Genomic DNA, 21,977 nt, shown 5'->3' on the forward strand with positions numbered 1-21,977 from the left:
ATTGGACCTCTTTTACAATGTGTGCTCCGTACGTCCAATAATATCATCTTGCGTCGCCTTGGAAAGCACATTGAAGAAAGCAGAGTACCCTGCAACACGAACAATCAAATCGCGGTGTTTTTCAGGATGCTTCTGAGCATCAATCAAGGTTTCCCGAGAAACGACATTGTATTGGATATGATAGCCATGCAGACGGTTAAAGAATGTACGAAGCAAGGCAATAAGTTTCACTTTATCTTCTTCCTTAGACAGGGTCTGAGGATTGACTTTTTGATTAAGCAGAACGCCACCTACGATTTCGTCTGTCGGTAATTTAGAAACAGATTTCAATACGGAGGTTGGGCCGTTCTTGTCCATATTGTGGGATGGAGAGCAGCCTTCAGCGAGCGGTGTTCCGGCATTGCGGCCATCTGGTGTCGCCAAGGTACCGCGACCTTGACCTACATTGGCTGAAATAGAAGACGTTCCTGAGTAGCGGATACCGCCAATTGGACCGCGGCCATAACGGGTATTTGGATATTTAGCGATTTCATCCACATAAATATCATAAGCATCTGTCACTAGCTTATCTGCGTAATCATCATCATTACCATATTTTGGTGCATCATGAATCAGCATCTCTTGAATTTCTTTACCCCGCTCACCTGCATAGTCCGTTTCAAGTGCATGCCAGAGTTCAGCCGGAGTCAGCCTGCCTTCCTCAAAGACCAGCTTTTTGATAGCCGCCAATGAGTCTGATAGATTGGCAATACCGACTTGAAGACCGGAAATATAGTCATAGACAGCTCCGCCCTCTTTCAAATGCTTACCGCGTCCGATACAGTCATCTGTCAAAGCTGAGCAGAGGATATCCGGCACTTCTCTTTCAAGAGACAGGTCAATAGAATTTTCCACGATGACACTCATGCGGGTCAAATGGCGCAAGGTCTTGTCCCAAGCCGTTTGCAGCTCAGCAAAGCTCTTCATATCTTTAAAATGACCGAAGCTTGGTGCAAAGCGCTTGCCAGATGCTGGATCAATTCCATCGTTCATAGTAATCAGGAGTACCTTAGGGAAGTTCATGTAGCTCATGCCTGTACAACGGTAGCCCCATTTACCAGGCACAGCAGTTTCCACACAGCCGATAGCACTGTAATCGTATGCATCTTCTTCCAAAACGCCTTTGGCGATAAAGGACGGAATGATGATTTCATCATTATTGAAGGCCGGCATACCGAAACCAAGCTTCATGACTTCGATACACTCATTCATAAAGCGAGCATCTAAGCCTGCATGATAGCGAACAGTCAGATTCGGCTGAGGAAGATGAGTTTGAGCTACAGATTTCAAGACAAGGTAGGAAAGCGGGTTGACTGCATCTCTCTTATCTCTCGTTTGGCCACCGATTGTCACATTTTGATAAAGGGGACTGCCCGCAGATGAGAATGTGTGGGCCTGGCTGCGCACTTTATTAATGGTAATCGTCTTAATCCAGAGATTGGTTAAGCGTTCCACAATACTAGCCTCTGTCTCACGTCCAGCTTCCAAATCTGCCTTGACATAAGGATACATGTACTGGTCAAAGCGGCCATAAGAGAGTGAATGTCCGTTGGACTCAATCTGAAGGATACACTGGATAAACCAAACAGACTGAACAGCTTCAGCAAAGGTTGATGCTGGCTCGTACGGCACTTTAGAACAGATTCTAGCGATTTCTAAGAGCTCTTGACGGCGCTTAGGCTCTGCTTTTTCAGCAAGCTGATTGGCCAAGGCCACAAAACGCTCCGCATAAGCTTTCACAGCATCTACTACGATGAAAATGGAATCATAGAAGTGGTATTTATCAATACTAGCCGGATCGGTCAAATCCAAGGCTTCCTTAGCTGCGCGAGCTTTTTCTTCAAAACCTTTCAGTCCATAGGCCAAGAGTTTTTGATAGTTGACCGCCAAGTGGGCATCCCCAGAGTTCATCTTTCCTTCCATGCCAAAGAAGCCAGTTTCCATATAAACCTGAACTTCCTCTGGAAGTAAAGCTCCAGCTCTCGCACGGAGGTTATTATTTTCCCAGAAAGGAGCGATGCTGCGGAGCTGCTCTTTGGTTTCTTCTGTAATGTAGAAGACGTCTCCGTCCCGCTTCTCAAAAAGATCTAGTTCATTGAGTACAAACTCTAAAGTATACTCTGGGAAGATAGGCGCGTCTTTATTAGATGAAGCCTGATTGCCGACAATCATCGTTTCATCTTCGATATAAAGCGTCATATTTTCCAAAATCTCTTTAAGCATATAAGCACGTTTCAACACATTTGGTTTTTCCTTATGCTTATCATAGGCCTTAGTAGCTAGGACAGCACGCTCTGCATCAATATAGGGCTTTTTATTTAAAACATCTTCCCGATATTTATTCATCCGCTCTGTTAAGCTACCAAAATAGTCTGTTTTTATTGTTGTTTTTTCTACTTCTTTTACTTGGATCATTTGGCCACGACCTTTCTTATGAAATTTAATTTATTTCTTTCGTAACTATTGTAACATGCAAAATCCTAGAATTCAATCATTTATAGGCGATTACTGAATTAAAGATTTTTTGCACATTTGTGCCATCTGAGCCAAGAAACTTTTGTGTTTTTATCCATCAAAATCAGATTATTCTTCATTTTTCAATTCGTTATTGTAGGCAATCTTATCCTGAAACTTCACAAATGGGAAATAGACAAAGGCAGACATAGCTAGAATGACAATTTGAATGACTGCCCCTTGCCAGCCAGCGACCATAAAGCCAGAAATGATAGCCGGTGTACTCCAAGGCAAAGTCACACCTGCGAATGGCTGCATAAAGCCGACCGCAATCGCCATGTAGACAATCAAAGCGGCTAGAACCGGTACCAAAACAAAGGGCAGAAACATGACCGGATTCATCACAATCGGAAAACCAAAGACAACTGGCTCATTGACATTAAAGATTGCCGGGAAAGCAGCAACTTTCCCCAGAGCCTTATACTGTTTGGACTTGGCAGCAAAGAGCATGGCCACGACCACTCCGAAAGTAATACCGGATCCCGATAAGATAAGAAAACTATCCAAGAACTGTTGGGTCACAATATGAGCGCCTTGACTAACGGACAGCTTATCTGCAGCAAGCAGGGCCTTATTGGCATCTAGATTTGACAGTAGCAAAGCTGTTACGACACCATTGACAACGGACTGACCGTGGACGCCGAACCACCACAGGAAAGAAATAAAGAAAGCAATACCGATAGCTCCATACAGAGAGCCTGTCAGACCTTGCAGAGGCACCTGAATGACATCGTAAATCATCTCAATAAAGGTACCGCCACCTGTCACTATCTTGGCAATAATATAAACAAGCATTGACAGCAAGAAAATAACGAAAGCAGGAATCATGGCTTCAAACTGCTTGGCAATCGCTTGAGGAACCTGCTCTGGCATTTTGATGACAATATGCTTTTGAATGAAAATCGTATAGATACTGCCAACTGCCAGACCAATGAGAATGGCTCCAATGATTCCTTGTCCGCCAAACCAGACCTTGGCAATCGCATCTGCAATCGCCTCACCCTTTTCTGGTATGTAGGAGGATTTCAAAAGTATAAAGAAAGAAGAAAGAGACAACACCCCTGCCGGCAGAGGCTCTACACCGCTATTCTTGGCATAAGAATAACCAATTGAAAAACAGGAAATCAGCCCCATAATGGCAAAGGTTCCTGAATAAACCTGCATAAACGGTTCTGTCCAGTCAGCCCCAAACACACCAGCAATGGCTTGATTTAGACCTTCAAACGGCAATTGCCCTACAATCAAGAATAGACTTCCCACAACTGTAAGAGGCAAAATTGCCAACATACCGTCTTTTAAGGCGATAATCCCGCGCATATTGACAAACTTCATAATCGGCGCAATGATTTTTTGAGTATCCACTTTAGACATAACGAAGCTCCTTGATTTTAATGTTTATCCAACAAACTCAAAGCGAGGTTTAACACTTTTTCGCCATCTAGCATACCGTAATCAGCCATCGGAATAACTGCAATCGGAGTATGGCAGCTGTCGCAAATAGCTGTAGATTTGTCTAGTGTATAGGCTACCTGCGGGCCCAATAAAGCGACATCCAGATCCGCTGCATAATCAGCCAACTTAGCCTGAGAGTAGGCTTCAATCTCAGCTTCCAGCCCTTTTTCAGCTGCAGCTATTTTCATATTGTTGACCAACATTCCTGTTGAAAAACCTGCCGCGCAAAACAAACCAATCTTAACCATCTTTTCATCCTCCTGATGATTTATTTTTCCCCTTGTAATTCTCTTCTCAAGTCGATGATTTCTTTGATGAGGTTAATCTCTGTAATGCTAGTCATCAAATGATCTTGAGAATGAACAAACAGTGCTGTAATCTCTGTTTTCGTTCCTCCAGCTTCCTGAGCTAGGAACTTGGTCTGCAAGTTATGGGCCTCTAACAGCGCCTTATCTGCCAGCTCAATCTGCTCATCGCATTCTGAAAACTTACCATCTTTAGCTAGTGATAAAGCTTGATAAATATGCTGCTTGGCATCACCAGCGTCTAAGATAAGACCCATGATAATTTGATCTGCTACAATCATTTCCATATGTTACAATCGCTCCTATCTTTATGATTAACAAAAACTTGTTCTTTTGTTTGAAAGTGATTTATTTTTGTTTGTAACTAGAATGTATCACCTTTATCTCAGTCCGTCAATATATTATAGAACAAATTAGCTTATTTAAATTATTTTGCACATTTGTGCAGAATAAAAACTCCCCCGATAAAGGACAGTTCTGTACAGCTGTATTCATCTGCGATTCAAAGGCACTCTATTAGATAAGAACGATAAGCAGATTCGGCACAAAAAAGAAGTAGCAGCTATTCGCTTCTACTTCCTCATATATGCTATTTTAAGAAACCGAAACTTATCTTTTTATGCAGCTTTCTCAATTTCCTTTGCTATTCTACTTTTCCGCAATTTCCTCTGGAGGATATATTTCAATAAAACAGCAGGATTCAGACTATAGGATAATTGTAATTTAAAATAATTAATCCACTCGATGACAGCAAAAAAACAAATTGCTAAAAAGATTATGGATGTGGGAAATTCACTGTAATTTAAAATAATTATCAAGGCCCCTACACCTAGTAAAATAAGGTCTAAGATCTTTAGTATTCTGTAAATCTTGCCTGTATATCTTTCAGCAAATCTTGGATTGGAAATCCTTTTTATCAAAATCCACCAGAAAACAGAGCCCTGTATCAAAATAAAACTCAGTACAAACAAGGAGAAAGAAATAGAAATCAAAGCTCCAGTAGTAAGAATCCATTTTTTGAGAAGGAAAAAATTCATCCAAAATACTAGCACAGCGACTAGCTCCCCTGTGGCTAAACTAGTCAATTTTCGTTTCATTAACTTTTTCAAATCAACAATCCACCTCCATACATAAGTGCTAATTTTACATAAAAAATAGGGTTCCTAAATTTCGTTTTGGAAATCTTATTCACCTGAGATTCTAATGCCATCAGGAAGTGAGGAAACTCCTATCTCCGTCCAAGTCTAGCATTTTCAAAATAGTCGCCTCATCCGTAATCAAATGATTGACATAGCCAGCTCGCAACACCGCTAAGATAGCAGCAGATTTTTGACTGCCATAGGCAAAGGCCAGACTAAGCGGCACTTTTTTCAAATTTTCCAAAGAGATGGCAATCGTTCGATTTTGCAAATGCTGGTAGACCATCTCCCCTTTTTTATTAAAGAAGCGACAGCAGATTTCTCCGACAGCATCCTGACTCTCTAGAGCAAGAAAATCCTCTGAGGTCAGCATGTCCAGCCATTGACGATTTCTCGTGTCAACCTGCCCTCCAATACCAACCACAGCCACATCCAGCTCCTGCCAGCTGCTTTTCAGATCTTCAAAATATTTAGAAGCCAATATTCCATTTGTCAGTTGCTCGTTCTCCTGAATAATCGTGGAATTCATAAAACGGCAGTCCCCATGGTATTTTCCAGCCATGCTATAGATGAGGGTGTTCACATGATAGCGTGCATGGATATGACTCGGTCCACCTGCCAAAGGAAAGAAATGGACATTTGTCAAATGCTTGCTGCTAGAGTGCTCTACTAAAAGGCTCAAGCTCTTTCCCCAAGAAAATCCCACTTTATCATTGTCTTTAATCAGGCCGCGCAGCATACCTGCAGCAGCTTGAGCCAACCTCTCTTCCAGGTCTGCTGGAGATTCATCTACTAAGTTACTGACAATTTCGATTCCCTTGAGCCCGTATTTTTCTTTTACATAGTTTTCCAAATGGAACAAGCGGGTATCGAAATCTTCGATCTCAATCTTCACAATGCCTTCTTTTTTAGCTTCTGCCAGCATTCGGCTGATAGTGGTGCGATAAATCCCTGTCTCAGCCGCAATGTCAGACTGGCTTCTTTCTTCTATGTAGTAGAGATAAGCAATTTTTGCCAATAGTTTTTTTCTTTCATTTTTCATCTTATCTCCTTCTCTGCTAGATCAGAGTCAGCTTGATATCGGCAGCTTTCAAGCGCTCAACAGCCTCTTTAGGAATCGCCTTGTCAGTCACCACTTGGGCAATCTGTTTGAAGCCAAATCTCTTAACCGTTCCTTTTCTGGTAAACTTACTTGAGTCCGTCAAGACAATCATCTGGTCAGATGCCTCTGACATATACTGCACAACCTCACTCCGCATCAGGTCCTTGCCTGTAAAGCCTAGATTTTCATCATAGCCATCTGTTCCGACAAAAGCATGTTCTACGTGGAAAAAGCGGATCATTTCCTTGAGAAGAGGCCCTACTGTCACTTGAGAATCTTTCTGAAATTCTCCGCCCAGTAAGATAATTTTACAAGAATCAGTTTGTTTTATATAATCCGCAATAAAATAAGAATTGGTAATAATCTTGACATTCTTCTTCGTCCGGCAGATTTCCTCAGCTAGCAAGGCACAGGTCGAACCTGATTCGATCATAATGGTTTCATTATCCTGAACGATTTTTGCTGCTTCCTGGGCAATTCGGCGCTTGGTATCATAATGAAAGGAAAGTCTGACATTCAGATCATCGCCGCTATTTAAAACAGCATAGCCATGCTCTCTGCGCAGTAGACCTTTGGTTTCCAGCTTATCCAAGTCCTTGCGAATCGTTACTTTGGACACTTTTAACCGGTCAGACAAAGTATTGACATCAATTCGTTCAAATTCAGATACTAATTTAACAATTTCATCTAAACGTTCCATTCTATCACCTCTGCTATTATTGTAACAAAAGACGCCTTAAAAATAAAATAAAAATAACTTTCATTCGTAATTGTTTTTCTTTCTAAAATAAGTTATAATGATTATATCCAAAGGAGGCCTGAGTATGGAAACAACAAAAGGAATTATTTTCAACATCCAACATTTCAGTATTCATGATGGACCAGGGATTCGTACAACGGTTTTCCTCAAGGGCTGTCCTCTGCGCTGCCCTTGGTGCTCTAATCCAGAATCACAGCAATTCAGACCCGAGCCTATGCTGGATGCTACTACCAAAAAAAGCATCACTATGGGGGAGGAAAGAAGTGTCGAGGAGATTATCAACGAAGTCCTAAAGGACAGAGATTTTTATGAAGAATCTGGCGGTGGCCTAACCTTATCTGGCGGAGAGATTTTCGCCCAGTTTGAATTTGCCAAGGCCATTCTCAAAGCGGCTAAGGAAAAAGGGATTCATACCGCTATTGAAACAACTGCCTTTGTAGAACATGAAAAATTCGTGGATCTCATCCAGTACGTTGATTTTATCTATACAGACCTGAAACATTATAACTCTGTCAACCACCGCAAGGTGACTGGAGTAAAAAACGAATTAATTGTTCAGAATATCCACTACGCCTTCACTCATCAAAAGACGATTGTTCTGCGCATTCCTGTCATTCCAGATTTTAATGACTCTTTAGAAGATGCAGAGCGGTTTGCGACTTTGTTTAATGAACTATCCATCGATCAAGTCCAGCTGTTGCCTTTCCATCAATTTGGCGAAAATAAATACAAATTACTTGGCCGAAAGTATGCCATGGAAGATGTCAAGGCCTTGCACCCTGAAGACTTATTTGAATACCAAGATGTCTTTTTGAAGCATGACATTAATTGTTATTTTTAGTCTTTAATTTTCAAACACCAAAAAACAAGCCACATTGTCAACCCTACGGTTGAAAGGTGGCTTGTTTTGTTTATTCTCCAAATAGTTTGAGTTTGCTTTCAATTTCCTGATAGACCAGACTGGACTGCATACCGACAGCTGCAGCGCTGTCGCGACAATACTGGAGCAGGAAAGCGTAGTATTTGTAGTAGAAGCTCAGGTCATAGCCCAGCTTACCCAAAATGGCTAGCTGCTCCTCAAAACCTATAATCAAGTCTCGGAACCACTGCTCATTCCAAGTCATGGAGATGCTATTTGGCCGCAAGCGATAGTAATAGAGCGGTTCATTGAGGTAGATAATCTTTTCTGACTGAAGGTACAGCTTATAAGTCGTAAAAGCATCTTCGGCCACTCGGCCGACTGGATAGCGCACTGTATCAAAGAGCTTACGTTTATAGAGCTTGGCCCAGGCACAAAGAAAGACACCGTCTAGCATGCGCCGTCTAGGATACTCCTCGATTATCTCTTCTCGCGTATAGAGGGTTTCAAAATGCTCTGTCGAATAGTAGAGGAAGGCTGAATCCTCTGCACGAAAGCTACAGTGGTGACCAATGGCAATATCCGCATCGTACTCCTTGAGCTTTTCATAAAGGCGGGCAACATGCTGCTCAGGCAGCCAGTCATCCGAATCTACAAAAATCAAATAGTCTGCACTAGAGTGCTCAATCCCTGTGTTGCGGGCACCGGACAAGCCTTGATTTTCCTGATGAATGAGACGAATCCTCGCATCCTGATCAGCTAGCTCTTGGCAAATCTGGCCAGAAGCATCTGTTGAACCATCATTGACTAGAATAATTTCCAGATTTTGATATGTCTGACGACAGACGCTGTTCACACATTCTGCTAAATACTGCTCAACATTGTAAACAGGGATGATAACACTGATTAATTCCTGAGACATGATAACTCCTATTCTTTTCCTGTCTTTTTATTATACATGATTTTTTAGGTTTGTGAGGTGTTTTTGGGAAAATAAATTTTTAAAGGGTAGTTTCCGCTTTTTAGACATATTTTGATTTGTTGTTCAATTGTTTTGTTTTTACACTTATAAAAATCTTCCGTCCTTTATTTTATGCTATACTCGAATTAGGGATTTTAAGGGAGATTAGGAAATGTTTGGATTCTTTTTCATCGCATTTATGGCTGTCTTTGGCATCGTCTTTTTTATCAGTTATAAGCTGCTTGAAGACAGGGAAGATAGGGACTCGGATTGGTCGTCCAGCCAAAGCCCAGAGCCTGACTATTTCCAGCAAACCCAGACTGCCCCTTGGGAACTCAAATACAACAAGGGAAAACAGGGAGAGTACCAGCTTGGTCAGGTCTTGAACCAGCTCTATGGCTATAAAAAGATTTTATACAATCTCTACATCTTCAAAGAAGATGGCACTACCACTGAGATTGATGCCTTGCTGATTCATCCATCTGGAATTTACATTTTTGAGTCCAAAAACTACAAGGGCTGGATTTTCGGCTCAGAAAATCAGCAATACTGGACTCAGGTTCTTTCCAGAGGCCGAGGAAAATCCTACAAGAATTCTTTTTTCAATCCCATTATTCAAAATAAAGTCCATCTCAAATGGCTCAGCTACTATCTCAACCAATACACCCCAAATCTATATTCCTATATCGTCTTTGGCAATGACTGTCAGCTTAAAGAAATCCATCTAAACAGTGACAGGCATAAGGTTATTCAGACCTGGCAAGTGATTGGGGCAATTGACCAGCAGGCCTGCCAAAGTCCAGTCTACCTGTCGCCCGAGCAGATTGACGACCTCTATCGTATGCTCCTGCCCCTGACTAAGCGAAAGCAGGTCATCAAAGAGCGCCATATTAATAGCATTGCTCAAAATAAACAGCGTAGAGAAGCAGAAAAGATCTGCCCTCGCTGCCAGCATGGATTAGTGCTCCGTACAGCAGCCAAAGGTTCTAAGGCCGGTCAGCAATTTTGGGGCTGCTCCAATTTCCCAAGATGCCGCTTTACTCAAAAATACCAAGAGCCTGTCTGCAACCCGCTTGCCGAGCAAGTTGCTCAAGCATCTAATCTCGGACAGCCTATCATACAAAACCTAAACCAAACACAAAGCAACAGCTAGAATCTGCTGTTGCTTTTTTGTAGATTATTTTTCCTCTAGCTTGCAAAACTAAGATTTTTTCTTCAAGCCAAGGAAGCCAGCTCCCAGCCCTAAGAGTCCGAGTCCAAGCAGATTGGTCAATAGACTGCTTTGGCTGCCGGTCTTAGGTAGTTGTTTGGAAGAAGCTTGTTGAAGAGTTGGCTCTTGAGACGATGCTTGAGGGTCCGTCTGGCCGTTTGCTTTGTAGGTTAGATTTTCCACCTGGCTACTCTTTGAATCAGGACTTGCAGGAGTTTGCTGCTGGGCTTGATTTTGAGAGGCCTGCTCCATATCGGCCAACGGTACGATACTCTTCATAAACTCATCTTGTGAAATGGCCCTTTCTTCAACTGCATCTTGAATACCAGTGAGGCTGACAAAATAATAACGCGCCCAATCCTTGGTCAGTCGCTGAATACCAGCCAGACCAGCTCCTGGATACCAGAGCGGCTTGCTCACTTCTTCAGCAAATTTCCAGTCACCACCAACTTGAATACCAAGCTTGGCATCTGGATCAGATTTTTCAGAAATACGAGCTTCTACGGAAACTAAAACAGCCCGAATGGTTTGAGGATTTGGAATATCACGGGCTTGATCAGAACCCCAGTGGGCAACCCGATCTTGCTTAGGTAAGACCTCAATAGCTGTTCCCCCGCCAGCCAAGGCTTCCTGCTGGGCATCTCCTACGTTGCTGGACATATTCCCCTTGAATTGAGAAACCCATTGAACCCCTTGAGGGTGATCCACAATTTTCTCCCAAACATTGGAGTCCTTCCGGAGCACGAAAGCCTGCATGTTACGAATATCCGCCCAAGCATTGCTGGCCTTATTGTCCGTCATTTCCATCACAACACCCCAAGGATCAAATTCATTCATCCATTTGCCGCGTTCCTTGTCAAAGACAGCCTTCGCTTCTTCGTCAGTCATCCCTTCGCCTTTATAAGCTAGGTAGTACCAATCAGCTGCTGGGTCATAAGTCGGACGACCGCCTAACACGACGGCTCCGCCATTAAATTGGCCAGGACCGCCATTAGGACCGCGCTTTTGACGCTCCCCATTTTCTTCAACGACATTTTCCTCCGACCAAACCCAGACATCCCCTTGATTGGCTCCCATCTGAGCAATGGCGCGCTGCTTCTGCTCATCGGACATGACCTGATTGGCTGGCAACTCGCTAGCGGCTGCAGCTGATTCAGCCTGATTTGCAGGAGCTGCTTGGGGTTCAGCCACAGCTGGATTTTCAGCCTCAGGACTTGCTTGCGGTGCTGGAGAAGCCGGCGTTTCAGCCACTGCGGCAGGGGCAGGCGCAACATCTTCTGCTTCAACTCTTGAGACAGCTGTAAAAGCTGCTAAGGACAAGAGGGAAGCACATAGCAGCAAGCCGCTCCCATACTTGGCAGCAGAAGCAGATTTTGTTATAGCTTGCCAAGAAAACTTATTATTCATATCATTCTCCTTTCATAAGGTGCAGAGTCGAGCTTAATCAATGAAGTATGCAGACTGATTCACTGCTCTTAGCCTTCATTGATTCTGAATAACAAATAATCTCCCAGCAAAAACAAGCTTAGGGCAGAGGATTCCCCGCACTCTTGTAAATCTTATACCAGTCAGCCCGAGAGAGCTCAATATCAAAAGCAGCCACCATTGAGCGAATTCGTTGTGGATTCATGGAGCCAACAATCGGCTGCATTTGTGCTGGATGACGCAAAATCCAGGCGAGAACTAGGGCTTCAAAAGAAACTTGATAGTCTGACGCAAAGGCGTGCAGAGTTTCTGTAAGCTGAGCATATTTAGGATGCTCTATAAAGAGTCCCTGGTTCAAGTCAACCTGAAATGGTGACCAAGACTGAATCGTGATATGATGCAATCGACAATAGTCTAACACACTACCATCCCGAACGATTGCTAAAGGATTGAGCATATTGGCATTGAGCCCAGCATCCAACATCGGAGTATGGGCTGGACCAAACTGCAGTTGGTTGGCAATCAAGGGCTGCTCCACACTCTTTTGCAGCAGCTCCATTTGATAAGGATTTTGATTGCTGACTCCGAAATAGCGGACCTTCCCAGCTTGGTGCAGACGTGAGAAAGCTTCAGCCACCTCTTCCGGCTCTACAAGAGCATCTGGCCGGTGCAGGAGGAGCACATCCAGATAGTCTGTCTGCAAACGCTCCAAGCTGCCTTCAACCGAGCTGATAATATAATCCTTAGAAAAGTCAAAATGGTAGTTGGTGTGAACATCCCGCAGTCCGCACTTGGACTGGATGAGAACTCGATCCCGGGGAATCTTAGCCGAGCGAAGAGCCTGTGCAAACTTTGCTTCAGACTGGCCTCCAGCATAAACATCTGAGTGGTCAAAGAAATTAATTCCCACTTCTAATGCTGTTTCAAGAACGGAAACAACCTCTTTAGGATCATGCTCTGCCAGTCGCATGCAACCCAAAATCAGCTGACTGGCTTCTTTCAGTTCATTCCCGACTGTCATATATTTCATCGCAACACCTCATTTCTTATAGACTGGATGGTCAAGCAAGGTCAACTCTTCAATCTTGACATTTTCAGTTTCAAAGACGATAAACTCATTCTTCTCCTTAAGCAAGCCAGACGGCACATAGAGATAGTGAATCGGTCCTTCATTCCAGTAGCGGCCAAGGTTGAACCCATTGACCGAAATACAGCCCTTCCCATACTTAGAGCAATCAATGAAGGTATCAGCGATATCATCCAACTTCGCTTCAAAGCGATAGAAGGTCGGTGCTTTGACTTTTTCCGGTGGATCTGAGTAACAATCTAGCTTGGCCAGCATTTCCTTGTCAAACTTGAGCGCATAATGCTTCCAACCCTTTCGGAACTGGTGGTTAATCATGATACCACCCTTGACTCCCTTGGATTGACTGGGTGCGCCTAGCTTGTAACCATAGTTGACACGTCCCATATTTTCCACCAGCACATCAATCTGAATCCGCTCGGTATCAGCTGAGAAGAGCATCTCATCACCGATTTCTTCCCGATACTGGGTAGCCAGGTGCTCCTGATTGATATAAAAATGACAGCGGTCATGAGTCTCCAATGCCTTGAGCCTTTCCTCATGGTATTGATTTTTGATATCGGAACGGTAGAGGATATAGCCATGATTCTGCTCAATCTGCTCCATAGGCTGCGGATAATCCAGCAAAATTTCCTCTGTGATATCCGCTGCCACATCCAGCAGGTTTGCAGTACCAAGCAGTGGAAAACTGCCATAGGCCTTGGCCTGTCGGCTAATCGGCTCCATCTGCTCAAGCTCTGGAAAGACCTCGTGGGTCACCCGCTGAACAGCGTAGTATTTCTCGGTCGGCTGCCCCCACTCAGTAATGGGTGCGTCAAAATCATAGGAGGTAATCTGTGGCAAATCCTTGGTCTTGCGGGCTGAACAGCCACTGATAAAACCAAAGTTTGTCCCACCTCTCAAGAGGAAGAGGTTCATGCTGCCCAGCTGCAGCATTTTTTTGACATCCTGGGCCAAATCTTCTGCCTCTCGCCGAACGATTTCCTCGCTCCAGCGGCTGAACCAGCCGTCCCAAAACTCAGTACACATAAGAGGCCATTTCTTGCCATAGCGCTCCATGAAAGCTCGTAGATTGTCTGTATTTTCCTTGGGCTGAGAGCCAAAATTCCCCGTCACAAAAATATCATCCTCAATCAAGGTTCCAGATTCCAAAGCCTCTATCCATGTCCCATCAGAAGTAAAGAGGGGAACCGTAACGCCACGAACCTTCATCATCTGCGCAATGCTGCGCATGTAGGCCTTGTCCTCGGCGTAAGAACCGTATTCATTTTCCACCTGCATCATGAGGATAGTGCCGCCCTGATCACTCTGATAGGGCAGAAGCTTGGGAAAGAGCCAGTCATAAAAATGACTGACCTTCTCCAGAAAAAGCGGATGATTGACCCGCAGGCGCATCGAAGGATATCTCAAGAGCCAGGCCGGCAGGCCTCCAAAATCAAACTCTGCGCAGATGTAAGGCGTCGGCCGGACAATGAGATAAAGCCCCATCTCCTCAACCAACTTGAAGTATGCTTCAAAATCCAGCATGCCCTCTGCCTGAAACTGACCTTCCTGAGGCTCATGCAATGCCCAAGGAATATAGGTTTCTACCGTATTAAAGCCCAGGGCTTTGAGATTGTAAAGGGTATCTCGCCACTGGTCTGGATGAAGCCGGAAATACTGAATAGCTCCCGATAAAATCTTAAAAGGCTTGCCATCCAGGTAAAATTCTTCTTTAATTTCAAATTTTGCCATCTATCCAAGCTCCTCCTGTTTATCTGCCATCTTGACAAAGGGCAGATATATAGCGGTTGAAATAGCGATATTAACCAGCGAAAGAATAATTGCCCGCCAGTCGAAGGCTGTCGCAAAGAAACCGTAGAGAATCGGTGGCATGACCCAGGTGACGTTTTGAGTAACCGGCGCAACCAAGCCCATAGAGGTTGCAAAGTAGGCTACTGTTACCATGACCATTGGCGTCAGGACGTATGGAATAAACATAATTGGATTCAAAACGATTGGCAGACCGTACATGACCGGCTCACCGATGTTGAAGACCATTGGGAAAATTCCCAACTTAGCCACTTCGCGATAGTGCTTGTTCCGAGATTGCCAGAGAATGGCAATGGCAACACCAATCGCATCAAACCAGACAAAAGCACCGAAAGAATTATCCGTCCACATGTAAGGAATCGCATGCCCAGCCTGATAAGCTTCCAGATTGGCCAGCATGGTCACACCAAATAGACTAGCCATAACTGGCGCCAGCACATTACCGCCGTGCAGTCCGAAGAACCAGAAAATCTTATTGAGAAAGACAATGAGCAGTACAGCCCAGAAGCTTTGAGACAAGCTGAGAAGCGGTGCCTGCAAAATCTTATAGATCCAGTCAATCAACAGCTCGCCTGTCACCAGATTAAAGAGGTAGGTCGCAATTCCCACGACATACATGGCAATGGCAGCCGGAATGATAGACAGGAACGGCTTCATGATAGCTGGCGGAACGGAATCTGGAAGCTTGATAGTCCAGTTACGATTCATGACCTTACAAAAGATGATAACAGATACAAAACCAATCAGAATAGCAGTAAAGTAACCACGCGCACTGATTTGGTCACCTGGAATGACACTGTTAATCGTCACAGACAGATTACTGCCGTCAAGTTTTAGCTCCGGAAGTTTTGAAATCGCCTTGCTCAGCCCTGGTGTTTTGCCAGCCAACTCAAAGGTTTTAGTAACTGATCCACCAATGGTAATAATATAGGAAGCAACAGCTACCAGACCAGCAGACACCTTATCAGTATTGTAAATCTTAGCGATATTGACCCCGAAGGTAAAGAGGAACAAGAGGGTAACGATAGGAATACTGCCCTTAAATACCAGCCAGTTAATATCAATCAGCCACTGGAAGGTAGAGGAAATCCAGGTCCAGCCGAACTGTCCTGGCAAGTCAGATAGAAAGGCGTTGACCATGAGAGCGAAAGAGCCCGTCATAATCACAGGCATGGTTCCAATAAAGGAATCCCGCAGGGCAACCAGAAATTTTTGGTTGCCGATTTTATTGGCAATAGGCATGAGACGCGCTTGCCATTTATCAACCAAACTACTCATCTGCATTTCTCCTATTCATCAAATTTTTTATGCAAATCAACAATCTCCTTTGCCAAATCAACAAAGGCGATACTGGTCATGAGATGATCCTGCCCATGTACCATAAATAAACTAAGTTCTGTCTTTTCTCCTTGTGCCTCCTTGCTCAGCATATCAGCTTGAGCGTGATGGGCTTGCAGCAGGGCCTTCTGAGCCTGACTCAGCCTCTCCTGAGCCCGGTCAAAGTCCTGCTTTTTAGCAGCTGCAATAGCTTCGATAGCACAAGACTTGGCCTCTCCGCCATACATAATGAGGGTCATAGCGACCTCTAAGGAATCTTTATTTTCCATAGGAATACCTACTTCATGAGCGACTCTGCCAGATCCAGAACTTTATCCCCCTTCATCATTCCGTAGTCCGTCATAGGGATAACATCGACCGGAATGCCTTTTGAAGCTAGTTTTTCCTGTAAATCCTCCAGCAGATAGCGGACCTGAGGCCCCAGCAAAAGGACATCAACCTTTTTCTCGCTTAGATAGTCTTCTGCTTCTGACACTGGCACCGCAAATATCGTCGCAGCTAAACCTCGCTCCTCTGCAGCTTTCTGCATTTTATTGACCATGAGACTGGTGCTCATTCCAGCCGCACAGACTAACATAATCTGTTTTGTTTCCATCGGCATCCTCCTTTATGAATCTGACCTAGCCAGCAACGACGTTCGCCATTTATTTTTAATATATAAACAAAAATCCAAAAATAGAATATTTTTCACCATGTTATTAATATTCTATAAACATTATAACTATTTTTCTGTACCATGTCAACGCTTACATTTGAGATTTCTAGCTTTTTTTGATAGTATAGCAGCAGAGGAAACAAGATGACACGAACTAGAAAACAAAACGAGCTAAGGGCAACTGTTCTGGATCAGCTCTATGCCAAACGACCGATTTCTCGAATTGATATTTCAAAAGAAACTCAAATTACACCAGCCACGACCGGCAGCATCATCAATGAACTGATCAAGGAAGGCTTGGTTCTAGAGCTGGGCGAGCTCAATGACGAGAGCGTAGGCCGCAAGAAAACCCTGCTAGATATTGCGCCTCGTAGCCGCTACTATCTGGGCTTTGAGATTTCTGAAAAACAGCTGGCCATCGTCATCGCTGACAATACCGGTGAGATTGCAGAAAGCAGCATTCGGACTTATCAGGTCGAGGTGACAGGCGGGCCGTCTGACCAGGAAATCATCCGGCTGATTCAAGGTTTTCTGAAAAAGAACAGCCAATACCCCATCTCAGCGATTGCCCTCGGGCTGCCGGGGCATGTGAATCTCTCTGAGAGTGATTTTATTATTTCTAAAAACCCCCACTGGGGACAGATTAACCTACAGACTATTCAAGAGGCCTTTGACCTCCCTGTCTACTTTGCCAATAAGTCCCACTGCCTGACACTGGCTGAACGCCTCTTTAGCTATCATCCGACAGACAGTAATTTTATCGTCTATCATGTCGCTAGAGGTATTCATTGCTCCTACATGTACAAGGGCGGTATTTACAGCCAGGAAAATTATCTTATCGGGGAGGTGGGGCATACTGTCATCAATCCTGAAGGCGAGCGCTGTCCTTGCGGCAAGCACGGCTGCCTGCAGGTTTATGCCAGTGAGAGCGCTCTGATTGATAAAGCAGCTATCCTGTATCGGGCTTCCCAGACATCGCTCTTAAAGACTCTTGTAGAGGACGTCAATGACATTGATTTGACAAGTCTGATGACCGCCTATCGATTAGGAGACTTGGGCAGCATTGAGTTGATTCATACTGCCTGCCGCTATCTGGCCATTTCCATTTCCAACCTCTGCCAGCTTATTGATAGCGAAAGGATTTATCTGGACGGCCAAATATTCTCCTATCCGGTTATTGCCGAACAGGTCCTGGCTCAGTTAGAGCAGGAAGTACCTCTCTTTCCAAAACAAAAACAAGCAGAGATTGTCATTATCCCCTACTCTAAATACAGCATCGCCCGCTCTGCAGTCAGTCTCTGTGTCTATCATGAATTTTTAGATAAAAAAGGAAACCTATAAAGGCCGAGACAAGAATCTCGGTCTTTCTTTTATAAAAAATAGAGATAGGCTTTCTAGGAGCTTCCCCCTTAAAAGTCTATCTCATTTTACTATCTATTAATCGAACGTGAAATCATGGAAATGGTGTGGCGCTGTCCTCTGAGAGCCTTGCTCATGGCAAAGATATTTTCAACCGGAGCCAGACAGCCGTAGCCTGAATCTCCGATATGCTGGATATCTACACCGCAGATTTTGTTGCGGATAGCCATTTGCTTGACAATATCCTCATCAGCACTCTCCTGACTGGTACCGATAGCACTCATAACCAGAGCCCCCTTTTGATGGGCCAGTCGGACAATCTGCTTCAAGTCCTGCTCATCAAAGCCTGGCACACTGCCGACTGCCGGTGCTAGGACAATATCAACACCAGCTTCGATAAATTGAGCGATTGCTTCTAGGTCTGCTACCGGCTCATCCACACCCGAAGCATGCATTTTGCCTGCAATCAGCAGACCTGAAAAATTCTCCTTGACCACTCGAATGGTGTCAATAATGGCTTGATTGGTGACACCAGTTCCCGGATTACCCGTCAGGCAGATAAAGTCAACGCCCAACTCTTCTGCTCGCTGAACGGTCGCTAGACTAGCCTGACGCCCCTCATTGATAATCAGGCGTTCTCCTGCCATCTGGGCCTGACTGTCCACCGGCTCTAGATTGATACCGATAGGACGCCCCACCAAGCGGTGCAGCTCCTTAACAAAATCTTCCTTGGCATCCAGACCAGCCACAAAAGGCTGGAAGATATCAATCCCATTCAGCAAAATCAAGTCAGCACCAAAAGACCTAGCAATCTCTGCATTGGTCACATCACCGATATAAGATTCTTTGAAAGCTACGTTTTCAGACAGGATAACGCGGCCCTCACTGGCCTTGATGCTCTGTTTCAGCTCCGGCGCAGTCATACTTAAAATTTCTGAAGCATTTGAACTAATGAATCGTTTTACCATAAGAACATCTCTTTTCTTTATTATTCATTAATAAACACTTTGAAATCTATTCTATTTGGATGTTTTGTTTATTTTTTGTTATCAACTACAGTATAGCACAAGGCTAGAAAAATGTAAACGCTTTATATTTTCTTTGACAAAATAGTCTGCTTTCAAAACCAAAAGCAGACTATTGAAATGCACTCGATTATTTTTGATTTGAGCAAGATTCGATAAACGTCTTATCTCTGCATCACCAGATGACCACCCGCTCTTCTGGGCTCCGCCACATGCCATCTCCCTCTTGCACATCAAAGGTCGTAAAGAAATCGTCAAAGTTAGGCAGCTGCACATTGGTCCGAAGCTTGGCTGGCGCATGGACATCAACGCTTGCCAAGAGCTTCATATATTCCTCTCGACCTTTCATCCGCCAGATGCGTGCAAAGTTGGTAAAGAATTCCTCAGCAGAGAAATCCGCTTCTTTCTTGGCTGCTTCTAAGGCAGCTGCAATACCGCCCAGATCTGCCACATTTTCTGAAACAGTCAGCTTGCCATTGACCTTAGCACCATAGGAATCCTGTCCTTCGAACTGATCAATGACCTTTTGAGTCCGTTCGGTAAAGGCTTGGTAGTCATGCTCCGTCCACCAATTATTAAGGCTGCCATTTTCATCAAAGGAAGCACCATTGGTATCAAAAGCATGAGAAATCTCATGGGCGATGACCGCTCCGATACCACCATAATTAGCTGAAGAGGACTGGTGCAGGTCATAGAAAGGCGCCTGCAGGATAGCCGCTGGAAAGACAATCAGGTTTTTCTGTGGATTGTAGTAGGCATTGACCATATGGGCTGGCATACCCCATTCCTTGTAATCTACTGGTTGATTCCACTTGCTCCAGCTGTAAGCAATATCAATCTGGCTCAGCTTCTGAGCATTTTCAAAGAGAGTCAGCTTTTCGTCTACAACCTTTCGAGAGTAACGCTCAGGAAGTTCATCAGGATAGCCAATATAAGGCTTGATGACATTGAGTTTGACAATAGCCTTATCCCGAGTTTCTGGTGTCAGCCAGTCATTCTGGGCCAGGCGATTTTTATAAACTTCAATCATCGTCGCCACTTTCTGCTCCACATCAGCCTTGGCTTCTGGTGAGAACTTTTGACCGGCATACCAAAGACCGACAGCTTGATTAAAGGGACCTTGGGCTAGGTAAAAGGCTGCTTTTTTCTTGTCCTGAGCCTGAGGAGTCCCTGATAGAGCACGATGATAAGCTCCTGCCAAGACACGGATGTCATCCGTTAGGTAAGGTGTTGTATTGCGGACCGCAGAGAGAATCAGCAAAGCATGGAGTTTATCCCAGTTAGTGGCTGTATAGATATCCTTAGCTGCCTGCCAAAAACGCTCTTCTGGCACAATGACTTGGTCGGGTTCTTGACCGATTAACTTGGTGAAAATATCCGCCATAGGCAACTCTGGCACCAAGGCTTTGAAATCTTCCCACTTATAAGGATGATAGAGCTTAGCATACTCAGAGCTTTCTTCACTAGACAGAACATACTGAGCAAAAACAGCATCCAGCTCCAAGACTTTATCCAAAAGATCCTTAATTTCCTCCTCAGCAAAATCAAATTTGGCCAGCAAATCTTCCTGAGCCTTGCGCCATTTTGCAAGAAGATCCGCCTTCTGCGGATGGTCCTCCGCATAGTAGGTCGTATCTGGCAAAATTGTTCCCGGTCCGTCTGCCCAGAGGACATTGATTCGGGCATCCATAAAGTCAGGTGCCACACCAAAGGGGAAATAAGTCGGCTTGCCAGCCAGCTCAAAATCAGCAATCTTAGAAGCATAGTCTTCAAAAGACGCTAGGTTGCGAATTTCATCAATGTAAGCACGCGCAGGCTCAATACCAGCCGCTTCCCGTTTATCATAATCCGCTGCCAAGCGATGGTAAGCAACAAAGTTCTGCAGAATGGCATCTTCTGGCACTCCATCTCCAGCCAGCCATTTGTCGGTCGTTGCAAGCATAAGTTCCTCAATCTCATCTGCCAAATCCATGAAGCCGCCCGTCACTGGCTTATCATCAGGAATAACCGCCGTCTTGGCCCACTCACCATTAACCGCATCATAGAAATCATCTTGTAGTCGTGTCATCTTCTTCTCACTTTCATGCTTTTGATATAACCTTATCAAAATCCACTTCTTTTTTCAAACATTTCTTATATTAATTTTAAAAATTTACTAAAAATTAACTTGACTTAATTTTTGTTTTAATGTATATTAAAACCATAGAGGTGTATGAGATGATTACGATTAAAGATTTGACTGTCAGCTATCAGGATACGCTGGCTCTTGAGCCCCTTTCATTAACCATTAAGGAGCCAACCATTACTGGGATTATTGGTCCTAACGGAGCCGGAAAATCCACCCTGCTCAAGGGCATGCTAGGGATTATTGACCACCAAGGCCAGACTCTGCTGGATCAAAAGCCGCTGCAAAACTCTCTCCAGAGGGTCGCCTACGTAGAGCAAAAGATTAATATTGATTATCATTTTCCTATCAAAGTCAAAGAGTGTGTCTCTTTGGGGCTTTACCCTCAGCTCAAGATTTTTCAGGGGCTAAAGAGTTCCCATTGGAACAAGGTGGCTGAGGCATTGAAAATTGTCGGTTTAGAAGACTTGGCAGAGCGTCAGATTAGCCAGCTGTCCGGCGGGCAATTTCAGCGGGTCTTGATTGCTCGCTGCTTGGTTCAAGAAGCGGATTGTATCTTTTTGGACGAGCCCTTCGTCGGGATTGACTCTGTCAGCGAAGAGATTATCATGTCTACCCTGCGCAGTCTCAAAGCCGCAGGCAAGATTATCCTGATTGTCCATCATGACCTGAGTAAGGTGGTTGATTATTTTGATCGGGTCATCCTGCTCAATCGTAAGCTGATTGCCTTCGGTCCTACCGAGACCAGCTTTACCAAGGACAATATGAAAAAGACTTACGGCTCCCAGCTCTTTATGAATGGAGGTGCCTAGG

At 44.4% G+C, this 21,977-nt stretch carries 20 protein-coding genes; 4 read left to right on the plus strand and 16 right to left on the minus strand.

The features are described 5' to 3' along the window. Positions 1 to 12 precede the first annotated feature (12 nt). The 7 genes from FOC72_RS08715 to FOC72_RS08745 all read right to left on the minus strand — a co-directional run bounded on the left by FOC72_RS08715 (position 13) and on the right by FOC72_RS08745 (position 7,251). Entirely contained in the window at positions 13 to 2,454 is a 2,442-nt protein-coding gene (locus FOC72_RS08715) for a glycyl radical protein (protein ID WP_002896656.1), read from the minus strand. Positions 2,455 to 2,622: 168 nt separating this feature from the next. Further along, entirely contained in the window at positions 2,623 to 3,924 is a 1,302-nt protein-coding gene (locus FOC72_RS08720; RefSeq protein ID WP_002896657.1) for a PTS sugar transporter subunit IIC, read from the minus strand. Positions 3,925 to 3,941: 17 nt separating this feature from the next. After that, positions 3,942 to 4,253, minus strand: a complete 312-nt coding sequence (locus FOC72_RS08725; protein ID WP_002896658.1) for a PTS sugar transporter subunit IIB — start codon at positions 4,251 to 4,253, stop codon at positions 3,942 to 3,944. A gap of 20 nt (positions 4,254 to 4,273) precedes the next feature. After that, a complete protein-coding gene (locus tag FOC72_RS08730) occupies positions 4,274 to 4,597 on the minus strand; it encodes a PTS lactose/cellobiose transporter subunit IIA (protein ID WP_002896659.1) in 324 nt (107 codons plus the stop codon). Positions 4,598 to 4,927: 330 nt separating this feature from the next. Continuing rightward, positions 4,928 to 5,419 (minus strand): hypothetical protein, encoded by a 492-nt coding sequence (locus FOC72_RS08735; protein ID WP_002896660.1) that lies wholly within the window; start codon positions 5,417 to 5,419, stop codon positions 4,928 to 4,930. A gap of 100 nt (positions 5,420 to 5,519) precedes the next feature. Then, positions 5,520 to 6,491: a sugar-binding transcriptional regulator gene (locus FOC72_RS08740; protein WP_002896661.1), complete on the minus strand. Its 972-nt coding sequence runs from the start codon at positions 6,489 to 6,491 to the stop codon at positions 5,520 to 5,522. A 16-nt stretch (positions 6,492 to 6,507) separates the two neighbouring features. Then, positions 6,508 to 7,251 carry a DeoR/GlpR family DNA-binding transcription regulator gene (locus FOC72_RS08745; protein WP_002896662.1) on the minus strand — a complete coding sequence of 248 codons (744 nt, stop codon included), beginning with the start codon at positions 7,249 to 7,251 and terminating at the stop codon, positions 6,508 to 6,510. Between the two features lie 124 nt (positions 7,252 to 7,375). Here FOC72_RS08745 and FOC72_RS08750 point away from each other — a divergent pair, with 124 nt between their 5' ends. After that, on the plus strand, positions 7,376 to 8,152 hold the full coding sequence (locus tag FOC72_RS08750; protein ID WP_002901594.1) for a glycyl-radical enzyme activating protein: 777 nt from the start codon (positions 7,376 to 7,378) through the stop codon (positions 8,150 to 8,152). A gap of 70 nt (positions 8,153 to 8,222) precedes the next feature. Here FOC72_RS08750 and FOC72_RS08755 read toward each other — a convergent pair whose 3' ends face one another. After that, positions 8,223 to 9,092: a glycosyltransferase family 2 protein gene (locus tag FOC72_RS08755; protein WP_002896665.1), complete on the minus strand. Its 870-nt coding sequence runs from the start codon at positions 9,090 to 9,092 to the stop codon at positions 8,223 to 8,225. A 211-nt stretch (positions 9,093 to 9,303) separates the two neighbouring features. On the opposite strand from FOC72_RS08755, the gene FOC72_RS08760 reads away from it, so the two are divergent. Next, positions 9,304 to 10,284 carry a nuclease-related domain-containing protein gene (locus FOC72_RS08760; protein ID WP_002896666.1) on the plus strand — a complete coding sequence of 327 codons (981 nt, stop codon included), beginning with the start codon at positions 9,304 to 9,306 and terminating at the stop codon, positions 10,282 to 10,284. A 48-nt stretch (positions 10,285 to 10,332) separates the two neighbouring features. On the opposite strand, the gene FOC72_RS08765 is transcribed toward FOC72_RS08760, so the two are convergent. The 6 genes from FOC72_RS08765 to FOC72_RS08790 all read right to left on the minus strand — a co-directional run bounded on the left by FOC72_RS08765 (position 10,333) and on the right by FOC72_RS08790 (position 16,595). Next, entirely contained in the window at positions 10,333 to 11,748 is a 1,416-nt protein-coding gene (locus FOC72_RS08765) for an LPXTG cell wall anchor domain-containing protein (RefSeq protein ID WP_002896667.1), read from the minus strand. A gap of 118 nt (positions 11,749 to 11,866) precedes the next feature. Next, complete coding sequence (locus FOC72_RS08770) at positions 11,867 to 12,796, minus strand: aldo/keto reductase (protein WP_002896668.1); 930 nt, start codon at positions 12,794 to 12,796, stop codon at positions 11,867 to 11,869. A gap of 9 nt (positions 12,797 to 12,805) precedes the next feature. Next, positions 12,806 to 14,584, minus strand: coding sequence for a glycoside hydrolase family 35 protein (locus FOC72_RS08775; RefSeq protein ID WP_002896669.1), 1,779 nt, complete (start codon positions 14,582 to 14,584; stop codon positions 12,806 to 12,808). Next, positions 14,585 to 15,946, minus strand: coding sequence for a PTS sugar transporter subunit IIC (locus FOC72_RS08780; protein ID WP_002896670.1), 1,362 nt, complete (start codon positions 15,944 to 15,946; stop codon positions 14,585 to 14,587). Between the two features lie 5 nt (positions 15,947 to 15,951). Further along, positions 15,952 to 16,269, minus strand: a complete 318-nt coding sequence (locus FOC72_RS08785) for a PTS sugar transporter subunit IIA (RefSeq protein ID WP_002896671.1) — start codon at positions 16,267 to 16,269, stop codon at positions 15,952 to 15,954. Between the two features lie 8 nt (positions 16,270 to 16,277). After that, positions 16,278 to 16,595 (minus strand): PTS sugar transporter subunit IIB, encoded by a 318-nt coding sequence (locus FOC72_RS08790; protein WP_004188921.1) that lies wholly within the window; start codon positions 16,593 to 16,595, stop codon positions 16,278 to 16,280. A 204-nt stretch (positions 16,596 to 16,799) separates the two neighbouring features. Here FOC72_RS08790 and FOC72_RS08795 point away from each other — a divergent pair, with 204 nt between their 5' ends. After that, on the plus strand, positions 16,800 to 17,996 hold the full coding sequence (locus FOC72_RS08795) for an ROK family protein (RefSeq protein ID WP_002896676.1): 1,197 nt from the start codon (positions 16,800 to 16,802) through the stop codon (positions 17,994 to 17,996). 89 nt (positions 17,997 to 18,085) lie between these two features. On the opposite strand, the gene FOC72_RS08800 is transcribed toward FOC72_RS08795, so the two are convergent. Together FOC72_RS08800 and FOC72_RS08805 are read right to left on the minus strand one after the other, a co-directional pair. After that, positions 18,086 to 18,982 (minus strand): DUF7916 family protein, encoded by an 897-nt coding sequence (locus tag FOC72_RS08800; RefSeq protein WP_002896677.1) that lies wholly within the window; start codon positions 18,980 to 18,982, stop codon positions 18,086 to 18,088. 232 nt (positions 18,983 to 19,214) lie between these two features. Beyond that, positions 19,215 to 21,107 carry a M13 family metallopeptidase gene (locus tag FOC72_RS08805; RefSeq protein WP_002896678.1) on the minus strand — a complete coding sequence of 631 codons (1,893 nt, stop codon included), beginning with the start codon at positions 21,105 to 21,107 and terminating at the stop codon, positions 19,215 to 19,217. Between the two features lie 149 nt (positions 21,108 to 21,256). Between FOC72_RS08805 and FOC72_RS08810 the strand changes: the two genes are divergently transcribed. Then, complete coding sequence (locus FOC72_RS08810) at positions 21,257 to 21,976, plus strand: metal ABC transporter ATP-binding protein (protein WP_032913328.1); 720 nt, start codon at positions 21,257 to 21,259, stop codon at positions 21,974 to 21,976. The last annotated feature ends 1 nt before the right edge of the window (position 21,977 follow it).

Origin of the sequence: Streptococcus sanguinis (genome assembly GCF_013343115.1) — a bacterium.
Taxonomy (GTDB): Bacteria; Bacillota; Bacilli; order Lactobacillales; family Streptococcaceae; genus Streptococcus; species Streptococcus sanguinis_H.